This window comes from Nocardia sp. NPDC127579 (assembly GCF_042672005.1).
Taxonomy (GTDB): Bacteria; Actinomycetota; Actinomycetes; order Mycobacteriales; family Mycobacteriaceae; genus Nocardia.
Map to the genome: position 1 here is coordinate 1,489,169 of NZ_JBHXVZ010000001.1, position 26,784 is coordinate 1,515,952.

26 protein-coding genes are annotated in these 26,784 nt (G+C 68.1%); 9 read left to right on the forward strand and 17 right to left on the reverse strand.

The features are described from left to right. Positions 1 to 64: 64 nt before the first annotated feature. Entirely contained in the window at positions 65 to 925 is an 861-nt protein-coding gene (locus ACFVMC_RS06390) for a hypothetical protein (RefSeq protein ID WP_379207393.1), read from the forward strand. A gap of 64 nt (positions 926 to 989) precedes the next feature. On the opposite strand, the gene ACFVMC_RS06395 is transcribed toward ACFVMC_RS06390, so the two are convergent. The 8 genes from ACFVMC_RS06395 to ACFVMC_RS06430 form a co-directional block, all read right to left on the reverse strand. Beyond that, positions 990 to 1,562 (reverse strand): ribonuclease H, encoded by a 573-nt coding sequence (locus ACFVMC_RS06395; RefSeq protein ID WP_379207395.1) that lies wholly within the window; start codon positions 1,560 to 1,562, stop codon positions 990 to 992. Between the two features lie 10 nt (positions 1,563 to 1,572). Next, complete coding sequence (locus ACFVMC_RS06400; protein ID WP_379207396.1) at positions 1,573 to 2,076, reverse strand: SRPBCC family protein; 504 nt, start codon at positions 2,074 to 2,076, stop codon at positions 1,573 to 1,575. Between the two features lie 103 nt (positions 2,077 to 2,179). Further along, complete coding sequence (lhgO, locus tag ACFVMC_RS06405) at positions 2,180 to 3,373, reverse strand: L-2-hydroxyglutarate oxidase (protein ID WP_379207398.1); 1,194 nt, start codon at positions 3,371 to 3,373, stop codon at positions 2,180 to 2,182. Then, complete coding sequence (locus tag ACFVMC_RS06410) at positions 3,370 to 4,014, reverse strand: hypothetical protein (RefSeq protein WP_379207399.1); 645 nt, start codon at positions 4,012 to 4,014, stop codon at positions 3,370 to 3,372. The genes lhgO and ACFVMC_RS06410 overlap by 4 nt, the downstream gene beginning before the upstream one ends. 368 nt (positions 4,015 to 4,382) lie before the next feature. Beyond that, positions 4,383 to 5,174, reverse strand: coding sequence for a TIGR03084 family metal-binding protein (locus ACFVMC_RS06415; protein ID WP_379207401.1), 792 nt, complete (start codon positions 5,172 to 5,174; stop codon positions 4,383 to 4,385). 75 nt (positions 5,175 to 5,249) lie between these two features. After that, positions 5,250 to 6,605 carry a hypothetical protein gene (locus ACFVMC_RS06420; RefSeq protein ID WP_379207403.1) on the reverse strand — a complete coding sequence of 452 codons (1,356 nt, stop codon included), beginning with the start codon at positions 6,603 to 6,605 and terminating at the stop codon, positions 5,250 to 5,252. Positions 6,606 to 6,638: 33 nt separating this feature from the next. Beyond that, a complete protein-coding gene (locus ACFVMC_RS06425; protein ID WP_379207404.1) occupies positions 6,639 to 7,697 on the reverse strand; it encodes a PrsW family intramembrane metalloprotease in 1,059 nt (352 codons plus the stop codon). Further along, complete coding sequence (locus ACFVMC_RS06430) at positions 7,694 to 8,305, reverse strand: hypothetical protein (protein ID WP_379207406.1); 612 nt, start codon at positions 8,303 to 8,305, stop codon at positions 7,694 to 7,696. The genes ACFVMC_RS06425 and ACFVMC_RS06430 overlap by 4 nt, the downstream gene beginning before the upstream one ends. A gap of 297 nt (positions 8,306 to 8,602) precedes the next feature. Between ACFVMC_RS06430 and lon the strand changes: the two genes are divergently transcribed. Next, positions 8,603 to 10,921, forward strand: a complete 2,319-nt coding sequence (lon, locus tag ACFVMC_RS06435) for an endopeptidase La (RefSeq protein ID WP_379207861.1) — start codon at positions 8,603 to 8,605, stop codon at positions 10,919 to 10,921. 87 nt (positions 10,922 to 11,008) lie between these two features. On the opposite strand, the gene ACFVMC_RS06440 is transcribed toward lon, so the two are convergent. Together ACFVMC_RS06440 and ACFVMC_RS06445 are read right to left on the reverse strand one after the other, a co-directional pair. Further along, positions 11,009 to 11,455, reverse strand: coding sequence for a PaaI family thioesterase (locus tag ACFVMC_RS06440; RefSeq protein WP_379207408.1), 447 nt, complete (start codon positions 11,453 to 11,455; stop codon positions 11,009 to 11,011). A 59-nt stretch (positions 11,456 to 11,514) separates the two neighbouring features. Continuing rightward, a complete protein-coding gene (locus ACFVMC_RS06445) occupies positions 11,515 to 12,075 on the reverse strand; it encodes a TetR/AcrR family transcriptional regulator (protein ID WP_379207410.1) in 561 nt (186 codons plus the stop codon). A gap of 70 nt (positions 12,076 to 12,145) precedes the next feature. On the opposite strand from ACFVMC_RS06445, the gene ACFVMC_RS06450 reads away from it, so the two are divergent. Further along, on the forward strand, positions 12,146 to 13,207 hold the full coding sequence (locus ACFVMC_RS06450) for a DNA polymerase IV (protein WP_379207411.1): 1,062 nt from the start codon (positions 12,146 to 12,148) through the stop codon (positions 13,205 to 13,207). Positions 13,208 to 13,210: 3 nt separating this feature from the next. Here ACFVMC_RS06450 and ACFVMC_RS06455 read toward each other — a convergent pair whose 3' ends face one another. After that, positions 13,211 to 13,453 (reverse strand): hypothetical protein, encoded by a 243-nt coding sequence (locus ACFVMC_RS06455; RefSeq protein ID WP_379207413.1) that lies wholly within the window; start codon positions 13,451 to 13,453, stop codon positions 13,211 to 13,213. A gap of 82 nt (positions 13,454 to 13,535) precedes the next feature. Between ACFVMC_RS06455 and ACFVMC_RS06460 the strand changes: the two genes are divergently transcribed. Further along, positions 13,536 to 14,531 (forward strand): oxidoreductase, encoded by a 996-nt coding sequence (locus ACFVMC_RS06460; protein ID WP_379207415.1) that lies wholly within the window; start codon positions 13,536 to 13,538, stop codon positions 14,529 to 14,531. Between the two features lie 89 nt (positions 14,532 to 14,620). Here ACFVMC_RS06460 and ACFVMC_RS06465 read toward each other — a convergent pair whose 3' ends face one another. The 3 genes from ACFVMC_RS06465 to ACFVMC_RS06475 all read right to left on the reverse strand — a co-directional run bounded on the left by ACFVMC_RS06465 (position 14,621) and on the right by ACFVMC_RS06475 (position 17,675). Then, positions 14,621 to 15,355: an alpha/beta hydrolase gene (locus ACFVMC_RS06465; RefSeq protein WP_379207416.1), complete on the reverse strand. Its 735-nt coding sequence runs from the start codon at positions 15,353 to 15,355 to the stop codon at positions 14,621 to 14,623. Between the two features lie 192 nt (positions 15,356 to 15,547). Then, entirely contained in the window at positions 15,548 to 15,709 is a 162-nt protein-coding gene (locus tag ACFVMC_RS06470) for a DUF6374 family protein (RefSeq protein WP_379207418.1), read from the reverse strand. 115 nt (positions 15,710 to 15,824) lie between these two features. Continuing rightward, positions 15,825 to 17,675 (reverse strand): ABC transporter ATP-binding protein, encoded by a 1,851-nt coding sequence (locus ACFVMC_RS06475; protein WP_379207863.1) that lies wholly within the window; start codon positions 17,673 to 17,675, stop codon positions 15,825 to 15,827. 224 nt (positions 17,676 to 17,899) lie between these two features. Here ACFVMC_RS06475 and ACFVMC_RS06480 point away from each other — a divergent pair, with 224 nt between their 5' ends. Then, positions 17,900 to 20,803, forward strand: a complete 2,904-nt coding sequence (locus ACFVMC_RS06480; protein ID WP_379207420.1) for an FAD-binding and (Fe-S)-binding domain-containing protein — start codon at positions 17,900 to 17,902, stop codon at positions 20,801 to 20,803. Positions 20,804 to 20,963: 160 nt separating this feature from the next. Continuing rightward, the gene (locus ACFVMC_RS06485; protein ID WP_379207421.1) at positions 20,964 to 21,911 is read left to right on the forward strand and encodes a DNA-3-methyladenine glycosylase family protein; all 948 of its coding nucleotides are present in this window, start codon (positions 20,964 to 20,966) and stop codon (positions 21,909 to 21,911) included. Between the two features lie 157 nt (positions 21,912 to 22,068). Here the strand turns inward: ACFVMC_RS06485 and ACFVMC_RS06490 are convergent, their stop codons facing one another. After that, on the reverse strand, positions 22,069 to 22,275 hold the full coding sequence (locus ACFVMC_RS06490) for a hypothetical protein (protein WP_194816555.1): 207 nt from the start codon (positions 22,273 to 22,275) through the stop codon (positions 22,069 to 22,071). 402 nt (positions 22,276 to 22,677) lie between these two features. Here ACFVMC_RS06490 and ACFVMC_RS06495 point away from each other — a divergent pair, with 402 nt between their 5' ends. The 3 genes from ACFVMC_RS06495 (at position 22,678) to ACFVMC_RS06505 (ending at position 24,048) form a co-directional block, all read left to right on the forward strand. Next, on the forward strand, positions 22,678 to 23,604 hold the full coding sequence (locus tag ACFVMC_RS06495) for a helix-turn-helix domain-containing protein (RefSeq protein ID WP_379207865.1): 927 nt from the start codon (positions 22,678 to 22,680) through the stop codon (positions 23,602 to 23,604). Further along, on the forward strand, positions 23,601 to 23,810 hold the full coding sequence (locus ACFVMC_RS06500; protein WP_379207423.1) for a DUF397 domain-containing protein: 210 nt from the start codon (positions 23,601 to 23,603) through the stop codon (positions 23,808 to 23,810). The genes ACFVMC_RS06495 and ACFVMC_RS06500 overlap by 4 nt, the downstream gene beginning before the upstream one ends. Positions 23,811 to 23,910: 100 nt before the next feature. After that, entirely contained in the window at positions 23,911 to 24,048 is a 138-nt protein-coding gene (locus tag ACFVMC_RS06505; protein ID WP_379207425.1) for a hypothetical protein, read from the forward strand. A gap of 45 nt (positions 24,049 to 24,093) precedes the next feature. Here ACFVMC_RS06505 and ACFVMC_RS06510 read toward each other — a convergent pair whose 3' ends face one another. Together ACFVMC_RS06510 and ACFVMC_RS06515 are read right to left on the reverse strand one after the other, a co-directional pair. Further along, positions 24,094 to 24,840, reverse strand: a complete 747-nt coding sequence (locus ACFVMC_RS06510) for a succinate dehydrogenase/fumarate reductase iron-sulfur subunit (protein WP_379207427.1) — start codon at positions 24,838 to 24,840, stop codon at positions 24,094 to 24,096. A gap of 2 nt (positions 24,841 to 24,842) precedes the next feature. Next, positions 24,843 to 26,774 carry a fumarate reductase/succinate dehydrogenase flavoprotein subunit gene (locus ACFVMC_RS06515; protein WP_379207429.1) on the reverse strand — a complete coding sequence of 644 codons (1,932 nt, stop codon included), beginning with the start codon at positions 26,772 to 26,774 and terminating at the stop codon, positions 24,843 to 24,845. Positions 26,775 to 26,784: the final 10 nt, after the last annotated feature.

A 26,784-nucleotide genomic window follows, 5' to 3' on the forward strand; every position in this document is an offset into this window, starting at 1 on the left:
GTTCGCCCAGGTGAGCCGCTAGCCGATCGGTGCTTCGTGCGCCGGGAAAGTGCAGGTTGTATCGATGTCCAAGGACGCCGACACCAATAAAGACGCCGAGATCACCGAGAAGATCGAGGCTACGGATCACGCCGACACCGAGCAGACGGTCGAGGCCGAGACCGCCGCGGTGACGGCGCAGCCGGATCTGTCCAAGAAAGCCGCCGACGAGCCCACGGTCAAGGTCGAGAAGGCCGAGCAGGCAGCGGCCGAGCCGAAGAAGGCCAAGCCGAAGAAGGAGCCCAAGGCCGCCGTGCCGAAGGCCGCGGATTACCTCGGTGACTCCCCGCGCGGCTCGTCGAACCTGGTGCCGATCATCGCGGCGTTCGCCGCCGGCATCCTGCTGGTCGCGGCGGCCACCGCGGTCACCCTGTTCTACCTACAGGCCAGCAAGAAGAGCGATGAGCTCGCCGCCGTGGACGCCGCCACCAAGGCCGCGTGCACGTTCGGAAACGATGTCTCGACCTACGACTACTCCAAGGATCTCGAGGGCTACTTCGCGAAGGTGAAGTCCGGCGCGACCGGTGACTTCCTCAAGGAGTTCGACGACGCCACCAAGGCGCTGACCGATGCCATGGTGCAGGCGCAGGTGAAGTCCTGGACCGACAATGTCGAATGCGGCTTCCAGTCCGGTGACACCAGCACGGCCAAGGTGCTGGTCACCCTGGCCCAGTACCGCACCAACTTCACCAAGGCCGAGCCCGATCGCCAGTACGTGGCGATCGTCGCGGATCTCGAGCACACCGACGGCCGCTGGAAGGTCAGCAAGCTGGATTCCCCGATGCTCAAGGGCGCGGATTCCGGCCTGCCCGGTACGGCTCAGGCACCGCAGGCGACCACCCCGGCTCCGGCACCGGGCGACCAGCAGCCGCAGCCGGGCAACTGACAACACGCGAGAACCCCCGGCTCAGTGGGTCCCAGTACCACTGAGCCGGGGGCTCTTTCGACGGTCAGAACAGGGTCAAGGTCTGAGTCGCCGCGGGCGCGGTGGCCGGTTCCGGGGTCGGAGCCGTAACCGGTTTCGGGTGCGCCACCGGTGCCGTGTCGGCCACCGGTTCATCCATTGGCAGCGTCCTGTCGGTGCTCGGCCCTGCCGCTGCCGCCTTTCGTGCTGCTTCCCCAGCCAGCACGTCGGCCTTTTCATTGAAGTAATTCCCCACATGCCCCCGTACCCAGCGGAACCGCACCGGTCCCGGGCGGGTGGCGATGGCCCGATCGATCTGCTTGATGATCTCGACGTTCTTCACCGCGCCGCCGCTGGCGGTGCGCCAGCCGTTGAGCCGCCAGCCGTTGATCCACTCCGAGGAGCATTTGATCGCGTAGAGCGAATCGCTCTCGATGAGCAGCGGTTCGGCTCCGGGATGGGCGCTGATCGCTTCGGATACCGCGCGCAGTTCCGCGATCTGGTTGGTGCCCGTCGCGGCGCCCCCGCTGTTCGCGCCGCCCTCGTGATTGACCCAGGCCCAGCCGATGGCGCCGCCGGGGTTTCGGAGGCAGGATCCGTCGGTGCTCACGATGATCATGGCTGGCACCCTACGCAATCCGGCCGACAAGATCGGTACCGTGGAATTCCTCTATCTCCCTTCGCAATTGCGATTCGGTGCGGCGTAGCGCCGAGCGCACCGCGGATTCCACCGGGCGGGCGCAGAGGCGGCCGGGGAATCCCCGCGAAGCAGCGTACTCCGCTTGCGAGGTCAGCACCGAACGCCCGTAGCCGAGCGGATCGAAGCGCAAGGTCAGCGTGCCGCGCAGCGCGCCGCGCAAGGTATAGCCGATGACCGCGTTGCGGCGGTATTCGGTGACCTCGCAGTCCAGTACGGGCCGCCAGAGCGCGAACCCGGCGCGGGTGGCGTAGCGGGCGCCGAGCCCCTGATCCAGCTCGCCGGTCGGTTCGAAGGCGGTGACCGCGAACATCCAGTCGGGCACGAAGACATGGTTCTCGGTGTAGCTGAACGCCGCCTCGACGGGTGCGCCGACATCACTCGCATACCTGATGAGGTGGCTGGTCCCGCTTCCCCGAGTTGCCCATGTACTCACGAGATCACTGCTTCCGTCGAGCTACGTTGACGATTCCGCGGCTGCGACAAAAGTACTACAGATCTCCTCTTTATTTCCGGGATCCGGGAAACCCCGCGCGACTTCAGGATCGGAGCTGCTCGACGATGTGTTCGGCGATCGGCATCGCCGAGGTGGCCGCGGGGGAGGGGGCGTTGAGGACGTGCACCGTGCGCGCGGTGCGTTCGATCATGAAGTCGTGCACCAGCGTTCCATCGCGCAGCACCGCCTGGGCCCGGATTCCCGCCTCGCGCGGTTGGAGGTCGGCCAGCGTCAACTCCGGGCAGTAGCGTTGGCATTCGGCCAGGTAGCCGCGTTTGAACAGCGAGTTGCGCAGTTCGCGCGCACCCGTGCGCATATGCCGCCGGGCGACGCGGTGCAGCCCGCGGTAGCCGAGGATCTCCCTGGTGTCGCGCCAGTTCACGCTGCCCTTCGGATAGCCCTCGCGGGCCAGTCCGAGCACGGCATTGGGGCCGACGGTCAACCCGCCGTCGATGGTCGGGCTCAGGTGCACGCCCAGGAACGGCAGGCTCGGATCGGGTACCGGATAGATCAGTGTGCGCACCAGATCTTTTCGCTCCGGCGGCAGCTGGTAGTACTCACCGCGGAACGGCACGATGCGGAAATCGACGGGCACGCCCGCGAGCCGCGCCATGCGGTCGGCCTGTAGGCCCGCGCACACGATCAGCGTGCGCGCGGTCCAGGAACCGCTCGGTCCGGCCGCCGTTACCGCGTCCGCGGTCTCGGTGATCGCCGTGATCTCGGCGCCGAGCACGATCGCACCACCCGCCCGCCGGACCGAATCGGCCAGCGCGGTGACGATTCTCGTGAAGTCGACGATGCCGGTACCCGGTACGAACAGCGCGCCGACGCCGGTCACCCGGGGTTCGCGGCGGCGCAGCTGCGCCGCGTCCAGCAACTCGACCTCGACGCCGTTGGTGACCGAACGCTCGTGCAACGCGAGCATCCGCCGATGCTCCCCGGAATCGGTGGCCACCAGCAATTTTCCGCATATCTCGAACGGAATGCCATGGGCAGCGGCGAATTCCCGGGTCCACCGCGCGCCGCGGCGGCACAGCTCCGCTTTGAGGCTGCCGGGCTCGTAATAGATGCCGGAGTGGATGACACCGCTGTTGTGCCCGGTCTGATGGGTCGCCAGCGCCGCGGCCTTCTCGACCAGAACCAGGCTCGCGCCGGGGTGGCGGCGCAGGATCTCGTGCGCGGTGGCGACACCGACGATGCCGCCGCCGATCACGCAGAAGTCGTAGCTGGGTGTCACACGGTTATGGTGCCAGTACCGGGCTCGGGTGTCTCCGAAGCGATCGGCGCCTCGGGGGTTTGCACCGGTGTCGGCGTGCGGTTCAACTGGATCGCGTGCTCGCCGATCGCCGGATCGGACACCGTCATGGTGAGTCCGCCCCGGCTGTCGAACTCGCTGCGCAAGTAGGTGACACCGGCCTGCGCGTCCAGGCCCTCGGACCGCAGGAACTCCGACAGCGCCGAGAACACATTGGTGTCCACGGTGATCGCGAGGGTATTGCTGTGTACCGGCGCGACCTGGGCACCGACATAGGTGGTGGTGCCCAGGCGCAGTGTCCCGGTCAGGCCGGTGGCGGCCGGCGCGGTCGAGACGACCTGCGGCAGCACCGGTTCCGGCGCGAACCCGGCGGCGGATACGGGCAGGCGGCGGCGTTCGCCGGTCAGCACGACAGCGGCGGCGGGCCGCGCGAACCCGGTGTCGATGGAATCGGTGGCGTAGTGGTCGGACTGCGGCGCGGGTGGCGCGGACTGGCTGCGCTGCACGTCGCTCATCTGAGTCATGATGTAGGCGCCGGCGGCGCCGGTGAGCGCGATACTCGCGGCTCCGGCGAACACAATGGCGGTATGCCGGATGACCTGGGCAGGATTGTGTGCGTGCACGATGCTTCCCCTTCCCTGGGCTCCCCTTATCTCCCCTGACGCACGGCCCGCATCGTTGAAAGCCGTACGCCCGTCCAGGTTACGGGCCGCGGGGCGGCCCTCGCCCGCTCCTGCGAGCAGGATCACAGCCCCGCCGAACGTCGTGTGAATACACAGTTGACGAATAGATGAACGTGACATGTTTCTGGTACACGTCCAGCGGGTAAATAGAGAGATAGTCGACGAGCGTCATTCTCGACTGCCACATCGAGACACCCGGCCAACGGCGTCCGGCCGACACGAACGGCGCACCCAAGTGTGATGCTCGTCGGCTCCGAACGTTCGATCGGGGCCGGGTGGCTGACGGCCAGGCTTTCGGGCCCGGCCGGTCAGTCGAACTGTCCGGCTTTTCTACCTTCTCCAGTGGGCCCCGCGAAAGCCTGTGCGATCGTCAGCCAGTGCGCGCAATCCGCTCCCGTCGCGGTCAGCGCGAGATCGTCACGATGACGGCGCTGCGTCACCAGCAGGCAGAAGTCCAGGGCCGGGCCAGTGATCCGCTGCTCGGCGTCCTCCGGCCCCCAGGTCCACACGCTGCCGTCGGGCGCGTCGAGTTCGACGCGGAACTCGGCCTCGGGCGGGGTGGTGCCGCGCACCTGGTAGGCGAAGTTGCGGGTGCGGACGCCGATGTGGGCGATATTGCGCAGTCGCGCGGTGGGCACGCGGGTGGCGCCGAGCCCGTCGGCCACGTCCTGTCCGTGCGCCCAGGTCTCCATGATGCGGGCGGTGATCATCGAGCCCGCGCTCATCGGCGGGCCGAACCAGGGGAGTTTGGTCCCGGCGGGTACCGCGCGCAGCGCCTCGATCAGGGCGATCCGCCCGCGACGCCATCGGGCCAGCAGATCGGCAGGGGCCATGGCGGCGGCTTCCTCGGCGGCGTCGTCGACGAAGGTGAACGCCTTCGGGGTGGCCGCGGCGACCATGGCCGCGAACTGCCCGGCGTCGGCGGCGGCTACCGTGGCGATCTCGTCGGTCCAGGTCAGGTGGCCGATCTGATGCGCGATGGTCCATCCGGCGGCCGGGGTCGCCCGGGTCCAGTCGGCGGGGGCGAGCGATGCGACCAGGGATTCCAGGTCCGCGCATTCGTCGGCGAAATCGCCCAGCAGCGCCTCGAGGTCAGCCATGCGCTCAGCATCGCAGCGGTCCGAGAAAAATGCAAGCATGCGTGCTTGTTATTGCGCGGCGGGGAAACTCCCCGCTCACCAACCGAAAAGCACCAGGTGCGCCGCACCCACCACCAGACCGAGCAGCGCGCCGTGCAGATACAGCAGCCAGGCGTCCTGCTCGATCGAGGCATAGAACATCTCCATGAACTCGCCCGGGCTCAACTGCTGCAATTTGCGCGCGGCGAACTCATCGATCTTCTTGGCCTGCTCGCGCGCGAATTCCTCGTCGGCGATCATGCTCGGCGCCAGGCCGACCGCCGCGCCCGCCGCACCGACCTTCAAATTGTCGAATTGCCGCTTGCCGAACGCGGCCCGCACCATGGACGTGGTCGGGCCCAGCTGTCGGTGGATCTCATCGGAGATCAGGCGCTCGATCAGCTGCCGGGTCTTGTCGCCGTTGGGGCCATCCAGCAGTTCGCTCGCCAGATTCGGCAGCGTCAGCACCTGATAGGCCAGGATATGCGCGAGATCCGTCGCGGCCTGCGGTTGCCGCTTGGCCAGCAGGGCCTGCCGCCACAGATACTTGTAGCGCGGCTGCGGGTCGCCTGGTTCGAACACCATCTTGACCGCGATCACATTGACGAGCACGCCGATGGCCGCGGCGCTGGCCAGTACGATCAGCCAGATCGGTAGCCAGCCGAGCACCGGAATGTCATGGTGCACATGCAGATACAGCGCCATCAGCAGGCCGAACGGCGCACCCAGCAGGCCGATCCGGACCATGAACTTCAGCTCGGGGGCGGCGATGGTGGTGGTCAGATCCTTCAGGATGTCCGGATTGTCCTGGAGATACCGGATGACGAAACTCTTGATATCGATGAGCTGGTCGATATTGTCGCCGAGGGTGTCGAAGGCGCGCTCGCACAGGCTCGGCAGCTCGCGTTCGATGCGCTGATAGACCACCTGCCGGACCTGACGCGGCACGCTGCGCCACAGATCCGGGTTCTCCCGGTACATGATCTCGTCGACGATCGGCCGCACCTGGCCGCGCGCCAGCTCGGCGATGTAGTCCGCGATGCCCTGGAGATCGAGCTCATGAATGAAATCGCGCGGGCTGCCGATCCGCATGAGCGCCTTGTCGACGCAGATACTGGCCATCTTCTCCGCGCGCGCCGGAATGAAACCCTGGAAGCCGAACTCCCGCCCGTCACCGGAGAAGGTGGGCAGCACCTGCACCCGGCGTGGGAAATAGGGGTACAGCAGCGACAGGCCGGGGATCCGGAATCCCCGGAAGCGCACCGGCCAGAACAGCATCAGCACACCGGTCCAGTTGGTGAGCCAGCCGGCCAGCGCGCTGAAGATCGGGAACGTGATCAGCTCGACCACGAATTTCGACTGCCCGGTCAGTTGTTCCCAATCGATGAACACGCCGGCGGCGAGTGTCGCCATCGTGGGATCCCCCTAGCAGCCTGACCTGAGCGGTTACGGCCCCAACAGTCTCATTGCGTTCGCCGGGGTGTCAACGCGGCCCGTCGCGCGCAGATAGGTGCCGTAGCCCTGGACCCAGTCGATCAGCCGGATCTGACGACGCCGCAGGTCGAGCCCGGTGGCCGCTTCGTGCCGGGCCCGCCGCCGGGACCGCCGGGTCAGCAGGGTGGCCGGTTCCTCCGCGGGCGCGGCGCCGCGGGCCACCGCCGTCGCCACGGTGGCCAGGAACCAGCGCCGTTCATCGCGCACCACCGCCGCGTAGATCACCGCGAAGATCAGCACCGCCGCCGTCATCCGCAGCGCCACGATGCCGAGCGGGTATCCCTCCCGCGGCTGCGGCGAATCCCACAGGAAGTGGAAGAAGACGCCGAGCAGATAGAACAGCGTGAATACGCGCACCCGCTTGCCCATCGGCCAGTCCGCCCGCGCCACGGCAGCCACGATGCCGATCCCGGCCAGTGCGGTGAGCATCCAGTGCGAGGTGAGCCCGGTCAGTAATCGGACCGCGCCCACCAGAATCGCGTCGGCCGCGCTCGGCTGGGCCGCGCCGAGTCCGACATTCGCCTCGTAGGTCGCGTTCTCCACGACCTGGAAGCCGAGGCCGGTGCAGCCGCCGAGTAGCAGTCCGTGGATCGGGCGCCACAGGCGTGACCGCCACAACCAGGCCACGGTGAACACGCCGAGCCCCTTGATCGCCTCCTCGGCGATCGGCGCGGAGATCGCGGCCTGCCAGTTGATGGCGAAGGCGTCACCGGCCAGGTTCTTGATCACCGCGAGATTGTGGTCGTTGGCCCACATGGCGATCCCCGGCCCGGCCAGCGCGCCCCAGGCGAAGCCCATCAGCAGCGCCGACCAGATCCAGTGGTGGGCGCGCAATCGGTCCAGATGCAGGATCAGCGCGCCGAACACCAGGAAGGTCGCGAGGACGAACGGTGCGCCGACCAGGCTGTCGCGCCAGGTGAGCAGCAGCACCGGCAGCAGCTGGATCAGCAGCCCCGCCGCACCCGTGACCAGGGCCAGACAGTAGACCCAGAAGACCGGGGATCTGCTCACGACCGATCGGCCTGGAGCGTGTCGACGATCGTGTCGAGTTGCTCCAGCGTGGCGTCGTCACCGCGCAGCACCATCGTGACCACCAGGTTCTGGTTGCCGAGGATCGCGCAGACGCCCTTGGTCGCGGTGCCGTGGCAGGCCGGTCCGGCGAAACCGTGGTGGTTCCACATCTCCCAGCCACGATCCCATTCGGCCGGAAAGCCCTGGACGCCCAGGACTTTCAGCCGCCACGCGGCCGCGTCCGCGAAATCGGTCGCGCCGTTGACGACATTCACGGCCAGCACCGTGTCGTCGCGGGTCAGCAGCGCGGCGGAGCTGTCACCGGTGGGACGGCGGTCCCAGCCCGCGACGCCGGAGAACGCAATGGTGTCGGGTGCGGTGCCCGCGGCGGTCAGCTCGACGACCGAGTCGGCGTGCTGCGCGGTCTCGCGATCCGGGACCAGCGTGGCCAGCAGGGCCGGAACAGCGAGCAGCGCGGCGAGCACCAGCAGCACGATGACGGCGATTCTCCAGTCCCGGCGTTGCGGCGGCGGCATCTGCAGCACATCCGCCATGCGCGCTGCGGGATCCCGCCATGCGGGTTCCGGATCCCAATCTTCATGTGGCACGCCACTGGTCATCTTCGACGCTCCGCTCGCTTCGATCGCGTGGGTAACCGGAGAAAACTGGCCGTAACCTGCGGCTCAGCCGTTCAACGATATGTCAGCGGGCCCGTGCTCGCGGTGAGCGACGCGGCAAACCGACCGCTCGCATTCGCTGTCAGCGAACGTGGGCGGGCGGCTGGAACAAACCCGGGGCAGGCGGGGTTGACTGGACATCGCTCAACTTTCAGAAGGGTCGAAGACGTGACTACACCTCAGAACCTGCCGGTGCTGTTCCTCACCGATCCGATCGTGCTGCCGGGCATGGTCGTGCCCATCGAACTCGACGAATCCGCGCAGGCCGCGATCGACGCCGCGCGGGCGGCGAAACTGGATCAGGTGCTCGTCGCACCGCGCCTGGACACCGGCTACGCCGCCTACGGCGTGGTCGCCACCATCGAACAGGTCGGCCGGATGCGCGGCGGTGCACCCGCCGCCGTACTCAAGGCCGAACGGCGCGCCAAGATCGGCCACGGAGTCACCGGGCCGGGCGCCGCGCTGTGGGTCGAGGCCGAACCGGTCGAGACCGGCGCCGCCGACGGGCGTACCCGTGAGCTCGCGGCCGAATACAAGAAGCTGGTCGTCTCGGTGCTGCAACGGCGCGAGGCCTGGCAGATCATCGACGCCGTCAATCAGCTCGACGATCCCGCCGCCATCGCCGACACCGCCGGGTACGCCTCGTACCTGACCGCCGACCAGAAGCGCGAGCTCCTCGAAACCCCGGACGTCGCAGCCCGTTTGACCGCGCTGATCGACTGGACCAAGGCGCATATCGCCGAGGCCGAGGTGACCGAGAAGATCAGCGACGAGGTGCGCGAGAACGTCGAGAAGACCCAGCGCGAATTCCTGCTGCGCCAGCAGCTCAACGCCATTCGCAAGGAACTCGGCGAGGACGAACCCGACGGCGCCGACGACTACCGCACCCGGCTCGAGCAGGCCGACCTGCCCGCCGAGGTGCGCGAGGCCGCGTTGCGCGAGGTCGGGCGGCTGGAGCGAGCCAGCGATCAGAGCCCGGAATCCGGGTGGATCCGCACCTGGCTGGACACCGTCCTGGAACTGCCCTGGACCGTGAAAACCGAGGACAGCACCGATATCTCGGCGGCGCGGGCCGTGCTCGACGCCGATCACCACGGGCTGGACGAGGTCAAGGACCGCATGGTCGAGTACCTGGCCGTGCGGGCTCGCCGCGCCCGGCGCGGACTCGAGGTGGTCGGCGGCCGCGGCTCCGGCGCGGTGCTGGTGCTGGCCGGTCCGCCCGGTGTCGGTAAGACCTCGCTCGGTGAGTCCGTGGCGCGGGCGCTGGGCCGCAAGTTCGTCCGGGTCGCGCTCGGCGGCGTCCGCGACGAGGCCGAGATCCGTGGCCACCGCCGCACCTACGTGGGCGCTCTGCCCGGCCGGATCGTGCGCGCCGTGAAGGAAGCGGGATCGATGAATCCCGTTGTGCTGCTGGACGAGATCGACAAGGTCGGCGCCGATTTCCGCGGTGATCCGGCGGCGGCGCTGCTCGAGGTGCTCGACCCCGCGCAGAACCACACCTTCCGCGATCACTACCTGGATCTGGATCTGGACCTGTCCGACGTGCTGTTCATCGCCACCGCGAACGTGGTGGAGTCCATTCCCGGCCCGTTGCTGGACCGGATGGAACTGATCACCGTCGACGGGTACACCGAGGCCGACAAGGTCGCCATCGCGCGCGACTTCCTGGTGCCGCGGCAGCTGGAACGCAACGCGCTGACCGCGGCGGAGGTGTCGATCACCGAGTCCGCGCTGCGCGAGATCGCGGCCGACTACACCCGCGAAGCCGGAGTGCGGCAGATGGAGCGGCTGGTCGCCAAGGCGCTGCGCAAGGCGGCGACGCGGCTGGCCCAACAGTCGGACGATCTGGGCTATGACCCCGAGCTGGGGTACGAGTCCGGTGCGCTGACCATCGACGTGGCCGATCTGAAGGACTACCTGGGCCGTCCGCGTTTCACTCCGGACGGGGTGGAGCGCACCGCCGTCCCCGGCGTCGCGACCGGCCTGGCGGTGACCGGCATGGGCGGTGACGTCCTCTACATCGAGGCCAATGCCGCCGAGGGCGAGCGCGCGCTCACCCTCACCGGGCAGCTCGGCGATGTGATGAAGGAGTCGGCGCAGATCGCACTCACCTACGTGCGGTCGCACCTGGAGGAGATCGGGATCGAGCCGAAGGTCCTGGACCGCAATATCCACATCCACTTCCCGGCGGGCGCGGTGCCCAAGGACGGTCCGTCCGCGGGCGTCACCATGGTGACCGCCCTGGTGTCGCTGGCGCTGGGCCGGCAGGTTCGCGCGGATGTGGGTATGACCGGCGAGGTCACCCTCAACGGCCGGGTCCTGCCGATCGGCGGCGTGAAGCAGAAGCTGATGGCCGCCCAGCGCAACGGGCTGAAGACCGTGTTCATCCCGGCGCGCAACGAACCGGATCTGGACGATGTCCCCGCCGAGGTGCTGGCCGCCCTCGATGTCCGCCCCGTCGCCGACGTGGCCGACATCCTGGCCTACGCCATCGAGCCGGTGCGCGAACCGGTCCTGGACGCGCCGAAGTTCGCGGCGTCCGCTTGAGCCGACCGCGCGGGCCGGGCACGGAACACCGTGCCCGGCCCACCCGTCATCTGGACAGTGCCGCGAGCTCGCGACAGGTGGAATGAGCTAGTCGCCGTTGGATTGCAGGTCGCGCTCCACCGATCGGGTGGTGCCCTGGGCGACCGCGCACAGCACCGGCTCGGAATCGTCGGTCTCGGCGTAGATCTCGCAGCTGACCACGGCTTGCCGCCGGGTCCTTCCGGTCACCTTCGCTTCGGCGCGCAGCCGGGTGCCGGAGGCGGGCCGCAGGTAGGTGACGCTGAATCCGCCGGTGAGCACGTTCGCGCCCAGCACGGTCCCGGCGGCGAAGGTGAGGGCGTTGTCGGCGGCGTAGGCCAGCACTCCGCCGTGCACGAACCCGAACTGCTGGCCGAGCTCCGGCCGGATCGGAATGATCAGTGTGGCGGCGCCGTCGCCGAAGGCCGTCAGTTCGGTGCCGACCAGCTGCGCGAAGGGCTGGGCGGCCAGCACCTGCTGGGCCAGTTCCTGGTTGAGGGCGATCGAGGCGGTCATCGGCGGCTCCGTTTCATCATCGTGGTGTCGCGAATCGGCGCGCCCGGCCGATTCGGGGTTCAGCGGTCGCTGGCGCGCAGCGCGATCCAGGCGGCGTCGGCCAGTTCCTTGCCGACATCCTTGGGCGCGGTGCGCATATCGCCGCCGAGCCACTGCCGGGAGTACTCCTGTGCCGGGCCGAGCCACAGCGCGTAGACGAGGTCGAAGTCCAGATCGCGGACCGCGCCGTAGCCGGCGTGCGTGCGCCACCAGCGGTACACGTTCGTGAAGAACTCCCGGTTGCTGTCGCTGTCGCGCACGCCGGGCGGGCGGGCGGAGGTGAGCACCATGGCGCGGTATTGGTTTTCGGTCACCCAGCGCAGGTGTTCACGCACGCCCGCGGTGACGCCCTCCTGCGCGTCGGTGCTCTGCCCGACCGCGACCCAGAAGTGCGCCTGGTAGTCGGCCAGCGCGTGCGCCCACACCTGCCGGTACAGCTCGGCCTTGTCGGGGAAGTGGTGATACAGCGCGCCCACGCTGGCGCCCGCGGCGTCGCGGATCTGCGTCAGTGTCGCCTCCAGCGCCCCGCGCTCGGCGAATTGCCGCTCGGCCGCCAGCAGCAACCGATCTCGAATCTTCACAACCAGAATTTAGTTCTGTTTCGGCTCGGTGCGCAAGCCCGGCGGCCCCGGAGTGCGGTAGGAATGACCTATGGCCAGATGGCTGCTGCATGTCGATCTCGACCAGTTCCAGGCGGCGGTGGAATTCCGCCGCCATCCAGAACTGCGCGGACAGCCGGTGATCGTCGGCGGGAACGGCGATCCGAGCGAACCGCGCAAGGTCGTCACCTGCGCGTCCTATCCGGCCCGGGCCTTCGGCGTGCACGCGGGCATGGCGCTGCGATCCGCCCAGCGCAAATGCCCCGAGGGCGTCTTCCTGCCGCTGGATATGGCCGCCTACGAGGCGGCCTCGGACGAGGTGATGACGCTGCTGCGCACCTTCGGTGGCCGCGTCGAGGTGTGGGGCTGGGACGAGGCTTTTCTCGCCGCCGACACCGACGATCCGGAAAGCCTGGCCGCGGAGATTCGCGCCGGGATCGCCGCCCTGGAACTCACCTGCGCCATCGGTATCGGCGACAACAAACTCACCGCCAAACTCGCCACCGGTTTCGCCAAATCGGTGAGCAAGTCCGACGCGCCCGCCACCGGGGACGGCACCGGCATGTTCCGGCTCACCGCCGCCAACTGGACCGAGGTGATGGCACATCGACCCACCACGGCGCTGTGGGGTGTCGGCAAGCGGATCGCCGCGCGCATGTCCGAGCTGGGCATCGAGACCGTCGGTGACCTGATGTCCGCCGACCGGCGCCGCCTGGCCGCCGAGTTCGGCCCCAACACCGGGCCCTACCTGTGGGTGCTAGGCAAAGGCAAGGGCGACACCGATGTGGTGACCGAGCCGCGAGTTCCGGTGGGCCGCAGCAAATCCGAGACCTTCCCGCGCGATCTGACCGAACGTGCCGAGATCGAAACCCAGGTGGCCCGATTGGCGGCCGAGGTCGCCGCGGAGATGGCCGCCGCGGGCCGCGTGCCGTTCCGGGTCTCGGTCACGGTGCGCAGCAACACTTTCTACACGCGCAGCAAACAGACCAAGCTAGCCGAGCCGACCGCGGAGGTGGCGGTCATCGTCGACGCCGCGGTCCGCATTCTGGATCGTTTCGAGCTGGATCGCCCGGTCCGGCTGCTCGGTGTGCGCCTCGAGCTGCTACCCGAATGATGGCTATTTCCACCGGTGTACGACGGCGACCGGCCGTCCGGCGAAATCCGCCGCGGTGACCGCCAACTGCCAGCCCTCGTAGGCACTGCCCTGGAGAAATCCACGGCCCGCCTCGACATCGACCCAGGACCCGTCAGGTAGTAGGCAGGTGCCCGCACCGATGTCGGAGAGCTGATTCCACGCGTCCACCCAACGCATTTCGATTTCCGCGGCCGAAACCTCGTCCGCGGGATCTTGCTGCGTCATGTGACCACATTAGGTTTCCCGGCCGCGGTTCTCCACCGGTGGAATCCCGCATGCTCGCGTTCGCGCTCGTATGCTCGAGGCCATGGAGTTCTGGGCGATGGTGGCGCACCGGTCCGATGACGGAATCGAGTTGCGCCGGGAGCGGGTCGGCGCCGAGTTCCTCGGGCCGGGCACCGTGACGATCCGAGTGCACTACTCGAGTGCGAATTTCAAAGACGGGCTGGCGGTCACCGAGGGTGGCGGCGTGGTCCGCGACTACCCGATCGTGCCGGGCATCGATCTCGCCGGTGAGGTGGTCGATTCCGACGACGATCATTTCGCCCCCGGTGATCTGGTGGTGGCGCACGGCTACGACATCGGTGTCGCGCACCACGGCGGGTTCGCCGAATACGCGCGCGTTCCGGCGGAGTGGGTGGTCAAGCTGGACGGGCTGACCCCGCGCGAGGCCGCGGCGCTCGGCACCGCCGGGTTCACCGCCGCCATGAGCGTGCAGGAGCTGCTGAACCGCGGGCTCACCCCGTCCGACGGTCAGGTGCTGGTCACCGGCGCGACCGGCGGCGTCGGCAGTGTGGCGCTCGACATCCTGTCCGGACTCGGGTTCGAGGTGGTCGCCTCCACCGGCAAAACCGATGCGGGCGAACTGCTTTCCGAGCTGGGCGCGGCCGAGGTGATCGGGCGGCTGCCCGAGGACCCCGAGGCGAAACTGCGGCCGCTGTCGAAGGCGCGCTGGTCGGCGGCCGTGGACAGTGTCGGCGGCACATCGCTGGCCTACGTGCTCAGTTCCATCGCCTACGGCGGTTCGGTGGCCGTGAGCGGCCTGACCGGCGGGCACAATGTCCCGGCCACGGTCATGCCGTTCATTCTGCGCGGCGTCGCCCTGTTCGGCATCGACTCGGTCAACTTCCCGATCGATCAGCGCCGCGATCTGTGGGCTCGGCTGGGCAAAGAGCTGAAACCCCCGCATCTTTCGTCCATCGAGCACCTCGCGCCGGTCACCGAGGCGGCGGCCGTGCTGGACAGCATCAAATCCGGAACGCATTCGGGCCGGACGGTGTTCGAGGTCGCGGGCGCTTTCTGAGCTGGTTTGCTGGGCACCGACAGCGCCCTCTGTGACGACGAACCCTGCGGTCGACGACCGCAGGGTTCGCTTTCTTCCTCAGGTGCGGTCTATTTCAGGTGCCGGGCCAAGAATCGGCCGGCCGCTTCACCGGCGTGCTGGGGGACACCGGTGTGTCCGCCGAGGTTGGCGTTCAGCGTCTTCTCGGTGGAGCCGAAGGCGTCGAACAGGTCCAGGGCTTGCTGCCGGTCGTTGCCTTCGTCGTCCCACTGCAACAGCACGTGCAGCGGGATGGTGACCTGCCTGGCCTCCTCGATTATCGATCGGGGGACGAAACTGCCCGCGAACAGCACAGCCGCGATGATGCGCGGTTCGACCAGTGCGAGCCGGGTGCCGATGGAGATCACGCCACCCGAGTAGCCGACCGGGCCGCCGAGTTCGGGCAGCGCCAGGAGGGCGTCGAGGGCGGCCTGCAATTCCGGTACCGCCTGCTCGACCAGCGGGAGGACGAGCCGGTCGACGATATCGTCGGTGACCGGTTCGCCGGTTCGCAGCGCCCGCTGCAAGTCGACGCGGGCTTGATCGATCACAGCCGAACTCGGCCGTGCGCCGCTGCCGGGCAGCTCGAGGACGGCCGCGGCGTAACCTTCCGCCGCGACCGCGCGGGCCCGGTCCAGCAGGCGTGGATACATCGCCGGCAAGCCGATGGGTGACTGGCCGAGCAGGATCAGCGGCACCGGGGTGGCGGCGGATCCGGGTGTCCACAGGATGCCGGGAATGTCACCCAGCGTGAATTCGCGCTCGAGAAGGTCGTCGTCGAGGCGTTGTTCGGTAATGAATTGCACGGTCGTGCCTTTCGGGAGTGCTCGAACGGCGCTCCCGGGCGACCTATCGCCCGACCGTCACCTCACCGAGGAGCACCCATGTCGATACTGCGTTCACGGATACCACCTCCTCGGTCGTCTGGTACGGCTCCGCCACGGTAGCAGCGGCCGGCGGGCACGCGCCACCCTATTTTCGGCGGTTCCCGTCCGGGCTCAGTCCCGGCAGCTGTAGACCCGTAGCGCATAGCCGATCTTGCGGGCCGCGTTCTCGAGCTGCGCCGCATCGAGGTGCTTCCCGAAGGCCGCGGCATCGAGCAATTGCGCCCGAACCTGCTCCAGATTCATCCGCGCATCGTCGGTGGCTGCGTCGAGCATGCGCAGACGATACACCCAACCTCGAACGTGAGTTCGACATCTGGTGGCTTCTCGGCTCGCGGCCATGACCGACCAGCTCGAAGGCTCCGGCGCGTCGGAGTGTTCGAACCTTGTCTCAAGCGGCGACCTCGACCGGGTCGTCGGCGAATTGGGTGCGGTAGAGCTCGGCGTAGCGGCCGTCGGCGGCGAGGAGCTGGGTGTGGGTGCCGCGTTCGACGATGCGGCCCTGCTCCAGGACGACGATGAGGTCGGCGGCGCGGATGGTGGAGAGCCGGTGGGCGATCACCAGGGCGGTGCGCCCGTCGAGGGCTTCCGAAAGCGCTTCCTGGACAGCTGCTTCGGAGGTGGAGTCCAGAGAGGCGGTGGCTTCGTCCAGGATCACCAGGCGTGGCTGCTTGAGCAGGAGCCGGGCGATGGTGAGCCGTTGACGTTCACCGCCGGAGAGCCGGTAGCCCCGCTCGCCGACCACGGTGTCCAGCCCGTCGGCCAGCGATTCGATCAACTCGCGCAGGCGGGCCCGTTCCAGCGCGTCCCACAGCTCGGATTCGGTCGCTTCGGGCCGGGCCAGCAGCAGATTCGACCGGATCGAATCGTGGAAGAGGTGACCGTCCTGGGTGACGAGCCCGACCGTGTCCCGCAGCGACGTGGTGCTCAGCTCGCGCACATCGGTGCCGTTCAGGCGCACCGTGCCGCTGTCGACGTCGTACAGTCGCGAAACCAGCTGGGCGATCGTGGATTTGCCCGCTCCCGAGGACCCGACGAGGGCGATCAGCTGGCCGGGTTCGGCGCGCAAGGACACCTGATGCAGCACATCCGTGCCGCCGCGAGTGTCCAGTGTCGACACTTCCTCGAGCGAGGCCAGGGAGACCTTGTCGGCGGAGGGGTAGCCGAAGGTGACGTTGTCGAACTCCACCGCGACCGGGCCGTCCGGCACCGCCACGGCGTCGGGCGCGTCTTCGATCAGCGGTTTCAGATCGAGCACTTCGAAGACCCGCTCGAAGCTGACCAGCGCGGCCATGATCTCCATGCGCGCGCTGGCCAGCGCGGTGAGCGGGGTGTAGAGCCGGGCCAGCAGCAGCGATAGTGCGACGACCGCGCCCGCGTCGAGTTGGCCGCGCAGCGCGTACCAGCCGCCGAGGCCGTAGACCAGCGCCAGCGCCAGCGCGGACACCAGGGTGAGCGAGGTGACGAAGACGGTCTGGAGCATCGCGGTGCGCACCCCGATATCGCGGACCCGGCGGGCGCGCAGCGCGAACTCGTCGGATTCCTGTTCCGGCCGGCCGAACAGTTTGACCAGGGTGGCGCCGGGTGCGGAGAAGCGTTCCGTCATCTGTGTGCTCATGGCCGCATTGAGTTTCGCGGCCTCCCGTTGCAGCGCGGCCAGCCGATTGCCCATGCGCCGCGCCGGAATAACGAAGACCGGCAGCAGCACCAATGCGAGCAGGGTGATCCGCCAGGAGATGCTGAGCATGACGCCGAGGGTGAGCGCGAGCGTCACCAGATTGGCGACCACGCCGGAGAGCGTGTCGCTGAATGCCCGCTGCGCGCCGATCACATCATTGTTCAAGCGGCTGACCAGGGCGCCGGTGCGAGTGCGGGTGAAGAACGCGATCGGCATCTTCTGTACGTGGTCGAATACGGCGCGGCGCAGATCCAGGATCAGTCCCTCGCCGATGCGCGAGGACAGCCACCGGATCGCGACCCCCAGCACCGCGTCGAAGATCGCGAGCCCGGCGATGACGAGCGCGAGCACGACCACCACCCGCGGCGCCGACCCGCCGACAATGTTGTTCACGACCCGCCCCGCCAGCACCGGTGTGGCCACCGCGAGCAGCGCGGACACCACGCTGAACACCAGGAACACCGCGATGCGCCGCCGGTGCGGTTCCGCGAACCGCAGGATCCGCTTGGCCGTGGCCAGGCTGAACGGCCGCTGTTCATCCGGCGCGTTCATCCGCCGATACATCTGGCTGTAAGCCACGGATTCGATACTCACGCCTGTACTCCCTCTCGCTCCCGCCCATTCAATCCGATGCCCCCGACACTAAAACCTCAACAAAGATTCAGATCAACTATTTCCCGTCCCCGGAACCCAGCGAGCGCCCCGGCTGAAAGGGATGGAACAGGGGTGTGGCTGGTGGGGCTGTGTTGTCGCGGAGGGTAGTGGTCGGGCGGGCTTAGGGTGGTGGGGTGGACGCGGTCGATGTCGGGGGTCTGCGGGAGGCGGTGGGGTGCCCGGTCGAGATTTCGGTGCGGCGGCGGGCGGAGTACGCCAGCGACGCGTCGAACTATCGCGTGCTGCCGGCGGCCGTGGTGTTTCCGCGGGGCGACGAGGATGTGGCGGGCGCGTTGGAATTCGGCCGGGAGCACGGAGTTTCGGTGACGGCGCGTGGTGCGGGAACCTCGGTGGCGGGCAACGCGATCGGGGAGGGGATCGTGCTGGATTTCAGCCGGTCCATGAACCGGGTGCTGGAGGTGGACGCCGAGCGGCGAATTGCGCGGGTGCAACCCGGTGTGGTGCTGTCGGAGTTGCAGCGGGTCGTGCGGGCGGCCGGGCTGCGGTTCGGGCCGGATCCGTCGACCCAGAACCGGTGCACGCTGGGCGGAATGATCGGCAACAACGCCTGTGGGCCGCGGGCGGTGGCCTGGGGGCGCACCTCCGACAACGTGCGGGAGCTGCGAATTCTCGACGGGTCGGGTAGCGAGCGGCGGCTCGCGAACGATCTCGGGGTGCTACCGGGACTGCCGGAATTCACCCGCGCCAACCTCGCCGTCCTGCGCACCGACCTGGGGCGCTTCGATCGCCAGGCTTCCGGCTACGGATTGGAACACCTACTGCCAGAACGCGGTTCGTCTGTTGCCAAGGCGTTCGTCGGTACCGAGGGCACCTGTGGGCTACTGCTCGACGCCACCGTCGATCTGGTCGCGCTGCCCGGGGCAACGGTGCTCACCGTCCTCGGGTACGACGACATCGCCAGTGCCGCAGACGATGTCGCCGAGGTCATGGGCTGCGGTCCGATCGCGGTCGAAGGTATCGATGCCCGCCTCGTCGATATCGTGCGCGCACACCGGGGTACGGTCCCGGACCTGCCGCGTGGCGGGGGCTGGCTGTTCGTGGAAACCGCCGGAACCACGGTCGAGGAAGCCCGCGCGATCGCCGCCCAGTTGTGCGCGAACGTCCATGCCCGTGCGGCCCGCATTGTCACGGAACCGGCCGAGGCCGCGGCACTCTGGCGGATCCGAGCCGATGGCGCCGGGCTGGCGGGCCGCACTCCCGACGGCCGTCCCGCTTGGCCCGGCTGGGAGGACGCCGCTGTACCGCCCGAGCATCTCGGCGCCTATCTCCGCGATTTCGCCGACCTCACCCGCGATCACGGTGTCGATGGTCTGCTCTACGGACATATCGGTGACGGGTGCATCCACGTGCGCTTGGATCTCCCGATAGCCGATGCGCCACAACGATTCCGGGCCTTCCTGTTCGACGCAGCCGAGCTCGTCGTCCGCTATGGCGGTTCGCTGTCGGGCGAACACGGCGATGGGCGCGCACGTTCGGAACTCCTGCCGCTCATGTATTCCCGCAATGTCCTCGACGTATTCGAAGGTTACAAAGCGCTATTCGATCCGCAGAACATTCTGAACCCCGGAGTGCTGGTCGGCCCGCGCCCGATCGATGCCGATCTCCGTGTCGCCGGCCTGCCGATTGTCGCCGCCACCACGGGTTTCGCGTTCCCCGATGACGACGGCGACCTGACGACCGCCGTGCATCGCTGTGTCGGCATCGGAAAATGCCGTGCCGACGACAATTCCGGCGGCTTCATGTGCCCGTCCTACCGCGCGACCGCCGATGAGAAGGACAGCACCCGCGGCCGCGCTCGCGTCCTCCAGGAAGTGGTCCGCGGCGCCCTCCCCTGGGACGCGCCCGCTGTCGCCGAATCCCTCGATCTCTGCCTGTCCTGCAAGGCATGTCGCTCGGATTGCCCGGCCGGCGTCGACCTCGCCACCTACAAATCCGAGGCCCTGCATCGTCGCTACCGCCGTCGCCTCCGCCCGATCGACCACTACTCCCTCGGCTGGCTCCCACGCTGGCTGACCCTGGCCACCCGTGCCCCCCGTCTGGCGAACACCCTCGCCGACCATCCCCGCCTCCGCCGAATCACCTTGCGCGCCGCGGGAATCGACCCCCGTCGCGAAATCCCCCGCCTGGCCGATCGCAGTTTCCGCCGCCAGCTCCGAAAACCCGGCTACCTCGCCGCTCTCGGCACGTCGGATGTCGATGCTCAGCACGAGGTCGGCGCGAGTCGCCCAGGTGGGCCGATCCGAATTCGCCGATGGGCGGCGAAGGTTGGTCGGGCGTCGAGCGGGGCGTTCGTGCTCGATCGGGTCGCCGAGGGCAGCGACGGCAAGGAGGTGATGTTGTGGCTCGATACCTTCACCGATGCCTTCGACCCCGAAACCGCTGGGGCCGCTGTGCGATTGATCAATGCACTCGGCTATCGGGTGCGGATTACCGGCCGTCGGGTGTGTTGTGGATTGACGTGGATAACTACCGGCCAGCTGGATGGGGCGCGGGCGCGATTGCGGGCGACGCTGGATGAGCTGGACGCGCATGTGCGAGGCGGCGGCGTGATCGTCGGTCTGGAGCCTTCGTGCACCGCGGTGTTGCGCTCTGATCTGCCGGAGTTGTTGCCCGATGACCCGCGGGCCGCGGCGACCGCGCGGGCAGTGCGCACGCTCGCGGAATTCCTCGCGGAGCATCCTGATTGGCGACCACCACCGCGGACCGGCGACGTGGTGGTTCAACCGCATTGCCATCAGCACGCCGTGCTCGGCTTCGACGCCGACCGGCGGCTACTGACCGACACGGGCGTGCGGGTCAGCGAGATCAGCGGCTGCTGCGGGTTGGCCGGGAATTTCGGTATGCAGCAGGGCCACTACGAGGTGTCGGCAGGCGTCGCCGAGAACGGAATCCTGCCCGCCCTCCGCGAGAACCCCGCCGCGACGCTGCTGGCCGACGGCTTCTCCTGCCGCACGCAGGCCGACCAGCTGGCAGGCCGACGCGGCATGCACCTGGCGCGGTTCCTGTTGGACGACTGAGACCGTTCGGTCGGTCAGCTATCGAGCCGCTGATTTGCTGCTGGCCTGCCCGCGGGGCATGACGGCGACCGCGGCATCTACCGGCACGACCCGAAGTACTCCGGCCATCACCTCTTCGCTCGTCAACCCGATGGGCCGCCCGAAAGGGCCGACGGGCAGAATGGCGCGGGTGCGCGAACAGGCGGCGATTGCCGAATCCGCCCTGGTCCGGACGGTGACCACGGACCGCCCGGTCGATCTCGCCCACACGATCGCCCCGCTGCGCCGCGGTCTCGGTGATCCGTGCCACGTCGATGCCCCGGACGGCACGCACTGGCATGCTTCGCGGCTGCCGTCCGGCCCGGTGACCTACCGCCTCGCCCAATCGGGACCGGATGCGGTGCGGGCGCAGGCCTGGGGTGCGGGCGCGGCGGAATTCCTGGCCGGGCTCGAGCACATGCTCTGTCTCGACGAGGATGTGTCGGATTTCGTGCCGGAGCATCCGAAGCTGGCCGACGCGCACCGCCGGTTTCCGGGGCTGCGTATGCTCCGGACTGGTCTGGTCTTCGAGGCCCTGGTCCCGGCGGTGCTCGAGCAGAAGGTGCACACCAAGTCGGCGCGGGCGTCGTGGCGGCGCCTGGTTCGTGAGTTCGGCGCGCCGGCGCCGGGGCCCGCGCCCGCGGGGCTCATGCTCCCGCCCGACGCCGAGGCGTGGCGCCGCATTCCGTCGTGGGCCTATCACCGCGCCAATGTCGGCCCACAGCGCGCGCAGACCATCGTCCGCGCGGCTCGGGTCGCGGACGCGCTGGAGCGCACCGCGCACCAGGACCCGGTCGAAGCCGCCCGGCGGCTGCGCACGATCCCGGGTATCGGTGTGTGGACGGCCGCCGAGATCGCCCAGCGCGCGTTCGGTGACGCGGACGCGCTGTCGGTCGGTGACTTCCACCTGGCCGCGATCGTCGGCTGGACCTTGCTGGGCCGCCCGATCGACGACGACGAGATGGTCGAGTATCTGAATCCGCTACGGCCGCATCGCTATCGGGCGGTGCGGTTACTGGAGGTCAGCGGTTACGCGCACAAGCCGAAATTCGGCCCGCGCACGCCGCTCACCGATCACACGTGGCATTGAGTCCGGCGGGCCTCGGGGCGGGATCCAGGCACCGGAACCCGCGAACGGGTCCTCTCATTCCGGTGCGCTGGATCCCGGCCGAAGACCCGCCGGAGGGGATGACGCGCCGCCGCGGCCTTCCCTGTGTCGCGGCCGCGCGTCCCCTGGCGGACGCCGCTCAGGTGCGCAGCGCCCGCTCGTCCAATACGCATTTGCCGGCCTCGACCAGGGTGGCGCGGGCGCGCCGCCGGACCCGGCAGCGGTCGACGGTGCAGTCGAGGTGCAATTGCATTGCCGCGTGTGCTTGTTCGGTGGTCATCGGCCCGGGGTCGGTGCCACAGGCGAGCAGTGCGGCTACGTGCATGTTCAGGTTCGTCAGTTGCATGGCACAACCCCTGTCCGATACCGGGAACCGTTAGCTGGCATTCCACCAGTTACCGGTACCGCCGCGGGTGTCGCCGGTGCGGCGAACCTCCACGCGGGCGGTGTGGGAACCATCCAGCGCTCGGGGCGGGACTGGTCCGGACGTCGATCATCTGCGGCCATGACTCCTCGTTCCTGCGTGCGATTCCTGTGATGTGCCCGGAGCTTTCACAGCGGGGAGGGGCCGGGCCTGGAAGGCTCCGGGCACACTCTCAGCACACCACTGGATGCGGTGTCGGGCAACGGACTTGCCGGATACCGGAAGATTTCGCGCGAATTCCCAGCACGAAGTCCATCCAGGAGAGGAAGATTCACCATATTGGGTGAGCCGGAGAACTGAACGGAGCGTGCCGTGTCAGCGAGTATGGCCAGGGTTTCCGCAATCGAGAGCGACCATGATCGCGCGTCCGCGGAGGGTGCGTCCTCGACGCTACCGCGCCGCCAGCTCGGCAGATATCTGCGCGACTGGCGTACGCAAGCCGGATTGACGATCGCGGAGGCGTCCCGGTTGATGGAGTGGGGTGCGAGCACGCTCCAGCGCATGGAGAAGGGGCAGGCCGACCGGATCCGGACCATCGACATCCAAGAGCTGTGCCGCATCTACGGGATTCCCGACGATCTGGCCGAGGCGCTCAAGGGCCTGGCCCAGCAGGCGGCGGTGAAGAGCTGGTGGCACGCCTACGGTGACCTGATCCCCGAGAACTTCGATGTGTATGTGGGTTTGGAGGCTTCGGCGCACCAGCTGACCTCCTACCAGTCCGAGCTCGTGCTCGGCCAGTTGCAGACCGCCGAGTACGCTCGCGCGCTGAACCGGCTCGGCTACCCGGAGGATTCCGCCGACGAGCTCGAGCGCCGGGTGCAGCTGCGGCAACAGCGCCAGGCCCTGACCTCCCGCAAGACTTCCCCCGCGGCTGTCGACGTGGTGCTGCACGAGTCGGTGTTGCGGCGCGTGGTCGGTGACGCCCGGGTGATGGCGGCGCAACTGCGGCATCTCGCCGATATCAGCACCAAACCGAATGTGACACTGCGTATTCTGCCGTTCGCCGCGGGTATTCCGCTCGGCGACGCGACCGGCCCGTTCACCGTGCTGCAGTTCGGTATCGACGGCAAGGGCCATCAGGTGGAGCCGCCGGTGGTCTATGTGGAGGGTTTCACCGGCGATCTGTATCTGGAGCGCCCGGCCGATGTGGAGCGGTACCTGCGGGCACACGAGTGCCTGCGGCATGCGTCGCTGGATGCTCAGGCGACCCGAAACCTGTTGCGGCAGGTAGCAAAGGAGTTCGTGGCATGAAAGGCAATGTCGACTTGTCCACCGCCACTTGGCGTGCGACGGGCGGACCGGAAGGCAATGGTGTGGAGGTCGCGCTGCTGGCCGACGGTTACGTGGCACTGCGCAATGGAAACGACCCTGCCGAAGGGGTTTTGGTGTTCACGCCCTCGGAATGGGCTGCCTTCACGGCGGGTGTACACGATGGTGAGTTCGATCGTCCGCGGTAACCCGTGTTTACCCCGCCGGTGTGCGGGGTAGCTCCCTATTGTGGACCGCGGGTTGAAGAATGCCCATCCCCGGTATCGGAAATTGCGTCCGGGCGATTGGGTGGAATGGCTGATTGTCGCGCTGTTGTTCGGCGTGTCCGCGATCGGCGTCTACATCCTGTCGGGTTCACTGCTGTCGGCGCTGTTCGTGGGCCTGCTGGTGTGGGTCGTCGCGCTCGGCGTCATCGCGACTTTGTGAATGGGTGCGCCGACCGGCCGGGAGTTCCCCGGCCGGTCCACCCGCTCAGCGCCGGAACAGCTTGTTGCCCAACCAGACCAGCGGATCATACTTCCGGTCGACGACGCGTTCCTTCATCGGAATCAGCGCATTGTCGGTGATCTTGATATGTTCCGGGCAGACCTCGGTGCAGCACTTGGTGATATTGCACAGTCCGAGTCCGTGCTCCTCCTGCGCCATATCGCGGCGGTCGGCCACATCCAGCGGATGCATTTCCAGTTCCGCGATGCGCATGAGAAAACGCGGCCCGGAGAACGCCTCCTTGTTCTCCTCGTGATCACGCACCACGTGACAGGTGTTCTGGCACAGGAAACATTCGATGCACTTGCGGAACTCCTGCGAGCGTTCCACATCGACCTGCTGCATCCGGTAATCACCCGGCTTCAGATCCGGCGGCGGCGTGAAGGACGGAATCTCGCGTGCCTTGGTGTAATTGAACGACACGTCGGTGACCAGATCGCGGATCACCGGGAAGGTACGCATCGGAGTGACCGTGATCAACTCGTCCTCGGTGAAGGTGGACATCCGCGTCATGCACAGCAGCCGGGGCCTACCGTTCACCTCCGCCGAGCACGAACCGCATTTGCCCGCTTTGCAATTCCAGCGCACGGCCAGATCGGGCGCCTGGGTGGCCTGGAGCCGGTGGATGATGTCGAGCACGACTTCGCCCTCGTTCACCTCGACCGTGAAGTCCTCCAGCGCGCCGCCGGTATCGTCGCCGCGCCAGACGCGGAACTTGGCGTCGTATCCCATGGCTAGGCCTCACCTTCCGTGGCAGTAGCCGTCGCGCCCGGGATTTCGTCCGGGCGATAGTACTTTTCGAGCTCGGCCACGTCGAACAGCTCGAGCAGGTCGGCGCGCATGGGCACCTGGTCTTCGGGGGTGACCCGGATCTCCGGGATGGCCGCGGCGGCGTCGGCCGGGTCGATCGAGCAGACCAGCAGCCTGTTGCGCCACACCGGATCCATCGCCGGGAAGTCGTCGCGGGTGTGCCCGCCGCGACTCTCGGTGCGCAGCAGCGCCGCCTGCGCGACGCATTCGCTGACCAGCAGCATGTTGCGCAGATCGAGCGCCAGGTGCCAACCGGGGTTGAACTGCCGGTGTCCCTCGACCGTGACGCCGGCGAAGCGTTCGCGCAGCGCGGCGAGCCGTTCGATGGCCTGCTGGAGTTCGTGTTCCTTGCGAATGATGCCGACCAGGTCGTTCATCGACTGCTGGAGATCGGTATGCAGTGTGTAGGGGTTCTCGCCGGTGCCTTCGGCCGGCGGATCGAACGGCGCCACAGCGGCTTTCGAGGCGGCGGTGATATCGGCGTCGGTGACCGTCGGCCGCTCGGTCAGCTGCTCGACATAGGTGGCGGCGCCGAGCCCGGCCCGTCTGCCGAAGACCAGCAGGTCCGACAGCGAGTTGCCGCCGAGCCGGTTGGATCCGTGCATGCCGCCGGAACATTCACCGGCCGCGAAGAGCCCCGGCACCGTGGCGGCGCCGGTATCGGGATCCACCTCGATCCCGCCCATCACGTAGTGACAGGTCGGGCCGACCTCCATCGGCTCGGCGGTGATGTCCACATCGGCCAGCTCTTTGAACTGGTGGTGCATGGATGGCAGCCGCCTGCGGATCTCCTCGGCGGGCAGCCGCGAGGCGATATCGAGGTAGACGCCGCCGTTCTTGGTGCCGCGCCCCGCCTTCACCTCCTCGTTGATGGCGCGCGCGACTTCGTCGCGGGGGAGCAGGTCGGGGGTGCGGCGCGCGGAATCGTTGTCGCGCAACCACTGATCGGCCTCCGCCTCGGTCTCGGCGTACTGCCCTTTGAAGACCGGCGGAATGTAGTCGAACATGAACCGCTTGCCGTCGGAGTTCTTCAGCACGCCGCCGTCCCCGCGCACCCCCTCGGTGACCAGGATGCCCTTGACCGAGGGCGGCCAGACCATGCCGGTCGGGTGGAATTGCAGGAACTCCATGTTGATCAGCGTCGCGCCGGCGCGCAGCGCGAGGGCGTGACCGTCGCCGGTGTACTCCCACGAGTTCGAGGTGACCTTGTAGGACTTGCCGATTCCGCCGGTGGCGAGCACCACCGCGGGCGCCTCGAACAGGATGAAGCGCCCGGATTCGCGCCAGTAGCCGAAGGCGCCGGCGATCTTGTCGCCGTCCTTGAGCAGCTCGGTGACGGTGCATTCGGAGAAGACCTTGATCCGGGCCTCGTAGTCGCCGGTCTCGGCGAAGTCCTCCTGTTGCAGCGAGACGATCTTCTGCTGCATGGTGCGGATGAGTTCGAGGCCGGTGCGGTCGCCGACGTGCGCCAGGCGCGGATAGGTGTGACCGCCGAAGTTGCGCTGGCTGATCCGGCCGTCGGCGGTCCGATCGAACAGCGCGCCATAGGTTTCCAGTTCCCAGACCCGGTCCGGCGCCTCCTGGGCGTGCAGTTCGGCCATGCGCCAGTTGTTGAGGAACTTGCCACCGCGCATGGTGTCCTTGAAGTGGGTCTGCCAGTTGTCCTTCTCGTTGGCATTGCCCATCGAGGCCGCGCAGCCGCCCTCGGCCATCACGGTGTGCGCCTTGCCGAACAGCGACTTGCACACCACCGCGACGGAGTGGCCGTGTTCCCTGGCTTCGATCACCGCGCGCAGTCCGGCGCCGCCGGCACCGATCACGACGACGTCGTACTTGTGCCGCTCGAGTTCTGGCATGGGGACGAAT

Coding starts and splice junctions, on each gene's coding strand:
- ACFVMC_RS06440 (WP_379207408.1), bottom strand. CDS start 11,455: ATGACCGCCTCGATCGCCCTCAACCAGGAACTGGCCCAGCAGGTGCTG.
- ACFVMC_RS06455 (WP_379207413.1), bottom strand. CDS start 13,453: ATGACGCAGCAAGATCCCGCGGACGAGGTTTCGGCCGCGGAAATCGAA.
- ACFVMC_RS06460 (WP_379207415.1), top strand. CDS start 13,536: ATGGAGTTCTGGGCGATGGTGGCGCACCGGTCCGATGACGGAATCGAG.
- ACFVMC_RS06420 (WP_379207403.1), bottom strand. CDS start 6,605: ATGGCGACACTCGCCGCCGGCGTGTTCATCGATTGGGAACAACTGACC.
- ACFVMC_RS06390 (WP_379207393.1), top strand. CDS start 65: ATGTCCAAGGACGCCGACACCAATAAAGACGCCGAGATCACCGAGAAG.
- ACFVMC_RS06475 (WP_379207863.1), bottom strand. CDS start 17,675: ATGTATCGGCGGATGAACGCGCCGGATGAACAGCGGCCGTTCAGCCTG.
- ACFVMC_RS06495 (WP_379207865.1), top strand. CDS start 22,678: ATGGCCAGGGTTTCCGCAATCGAGAGCGACCATGATCGCGCGTCCGCG.
- ACFVMC_RS06415 (WP_379207401.1), bottom strand. CDS start 5,174: ATGGCTGACCTCGAGGCGCTGCTGGGCGATTTCGCCGACGAATGCGCG.
- lon (WP_379207861.1), top strand. CDS start 8,603: ATGGTCGTGCCCATCGAACTCGACGAATCCGCGCAGGCCGCGATCGAC.
- ACFVMC_RS06485 (WP_379207421.1), top strand. CDS start 20,964: ATGGCGCGGGTGCGCGAACAGGCGGCGATTGCCGAATCCGCCCTGGTC.
- ACFVMC_RS06490 (WP_194816555.1), bottom strand. CDS start 22,275: ATGCAACTGACGAACCTGAACATGCACGTAGCCGCACTGCTCGCCTGT.
- ACFVMC_RS06450 (WP_379207411.1), top strand. CDS start 12,146: ATGGCCAGATGGCTGCTGCATGTCGATCTCGACCAGTTCCAGGCGGCG.
- ACFVMC_RS06500 (WP_379207423.1), top strand. CDS start 23,601: ATGAAAGGCAATGTCGACTTGTCCACCGCCACTTGGCGTGCGACGGGC.
- ACFVMC_RS06395 (WP_379207395.1), bottom strand. CDS start 1,562: ATGATCATCGTGAGCACCGACGGATCCTGCCTCCGAAACCCCGGCGGC.
- ACFVMC_RS06510 (WP_379207427.1), bottom strand. CDS start 24,840: ATGGGATACGACGCCAAGTTCCGCGTCTGGCGCGGCGACGATACCGGC.
- ACFVMC_RS06470 (WP_379207418.1), bottom strand. CDS start 15,709: ATGCTCGACGCAGCCACCGACGATGCGCGGATGAATCTGGAGCAGGTT.
- ACFVMC_RS06515 (WP_379207429.1), bottom strand. CDS start 26,774: ATGCCAGAACTCGAGCGGCACAAGTACGACGTCGTCGTGATCGGTGCC.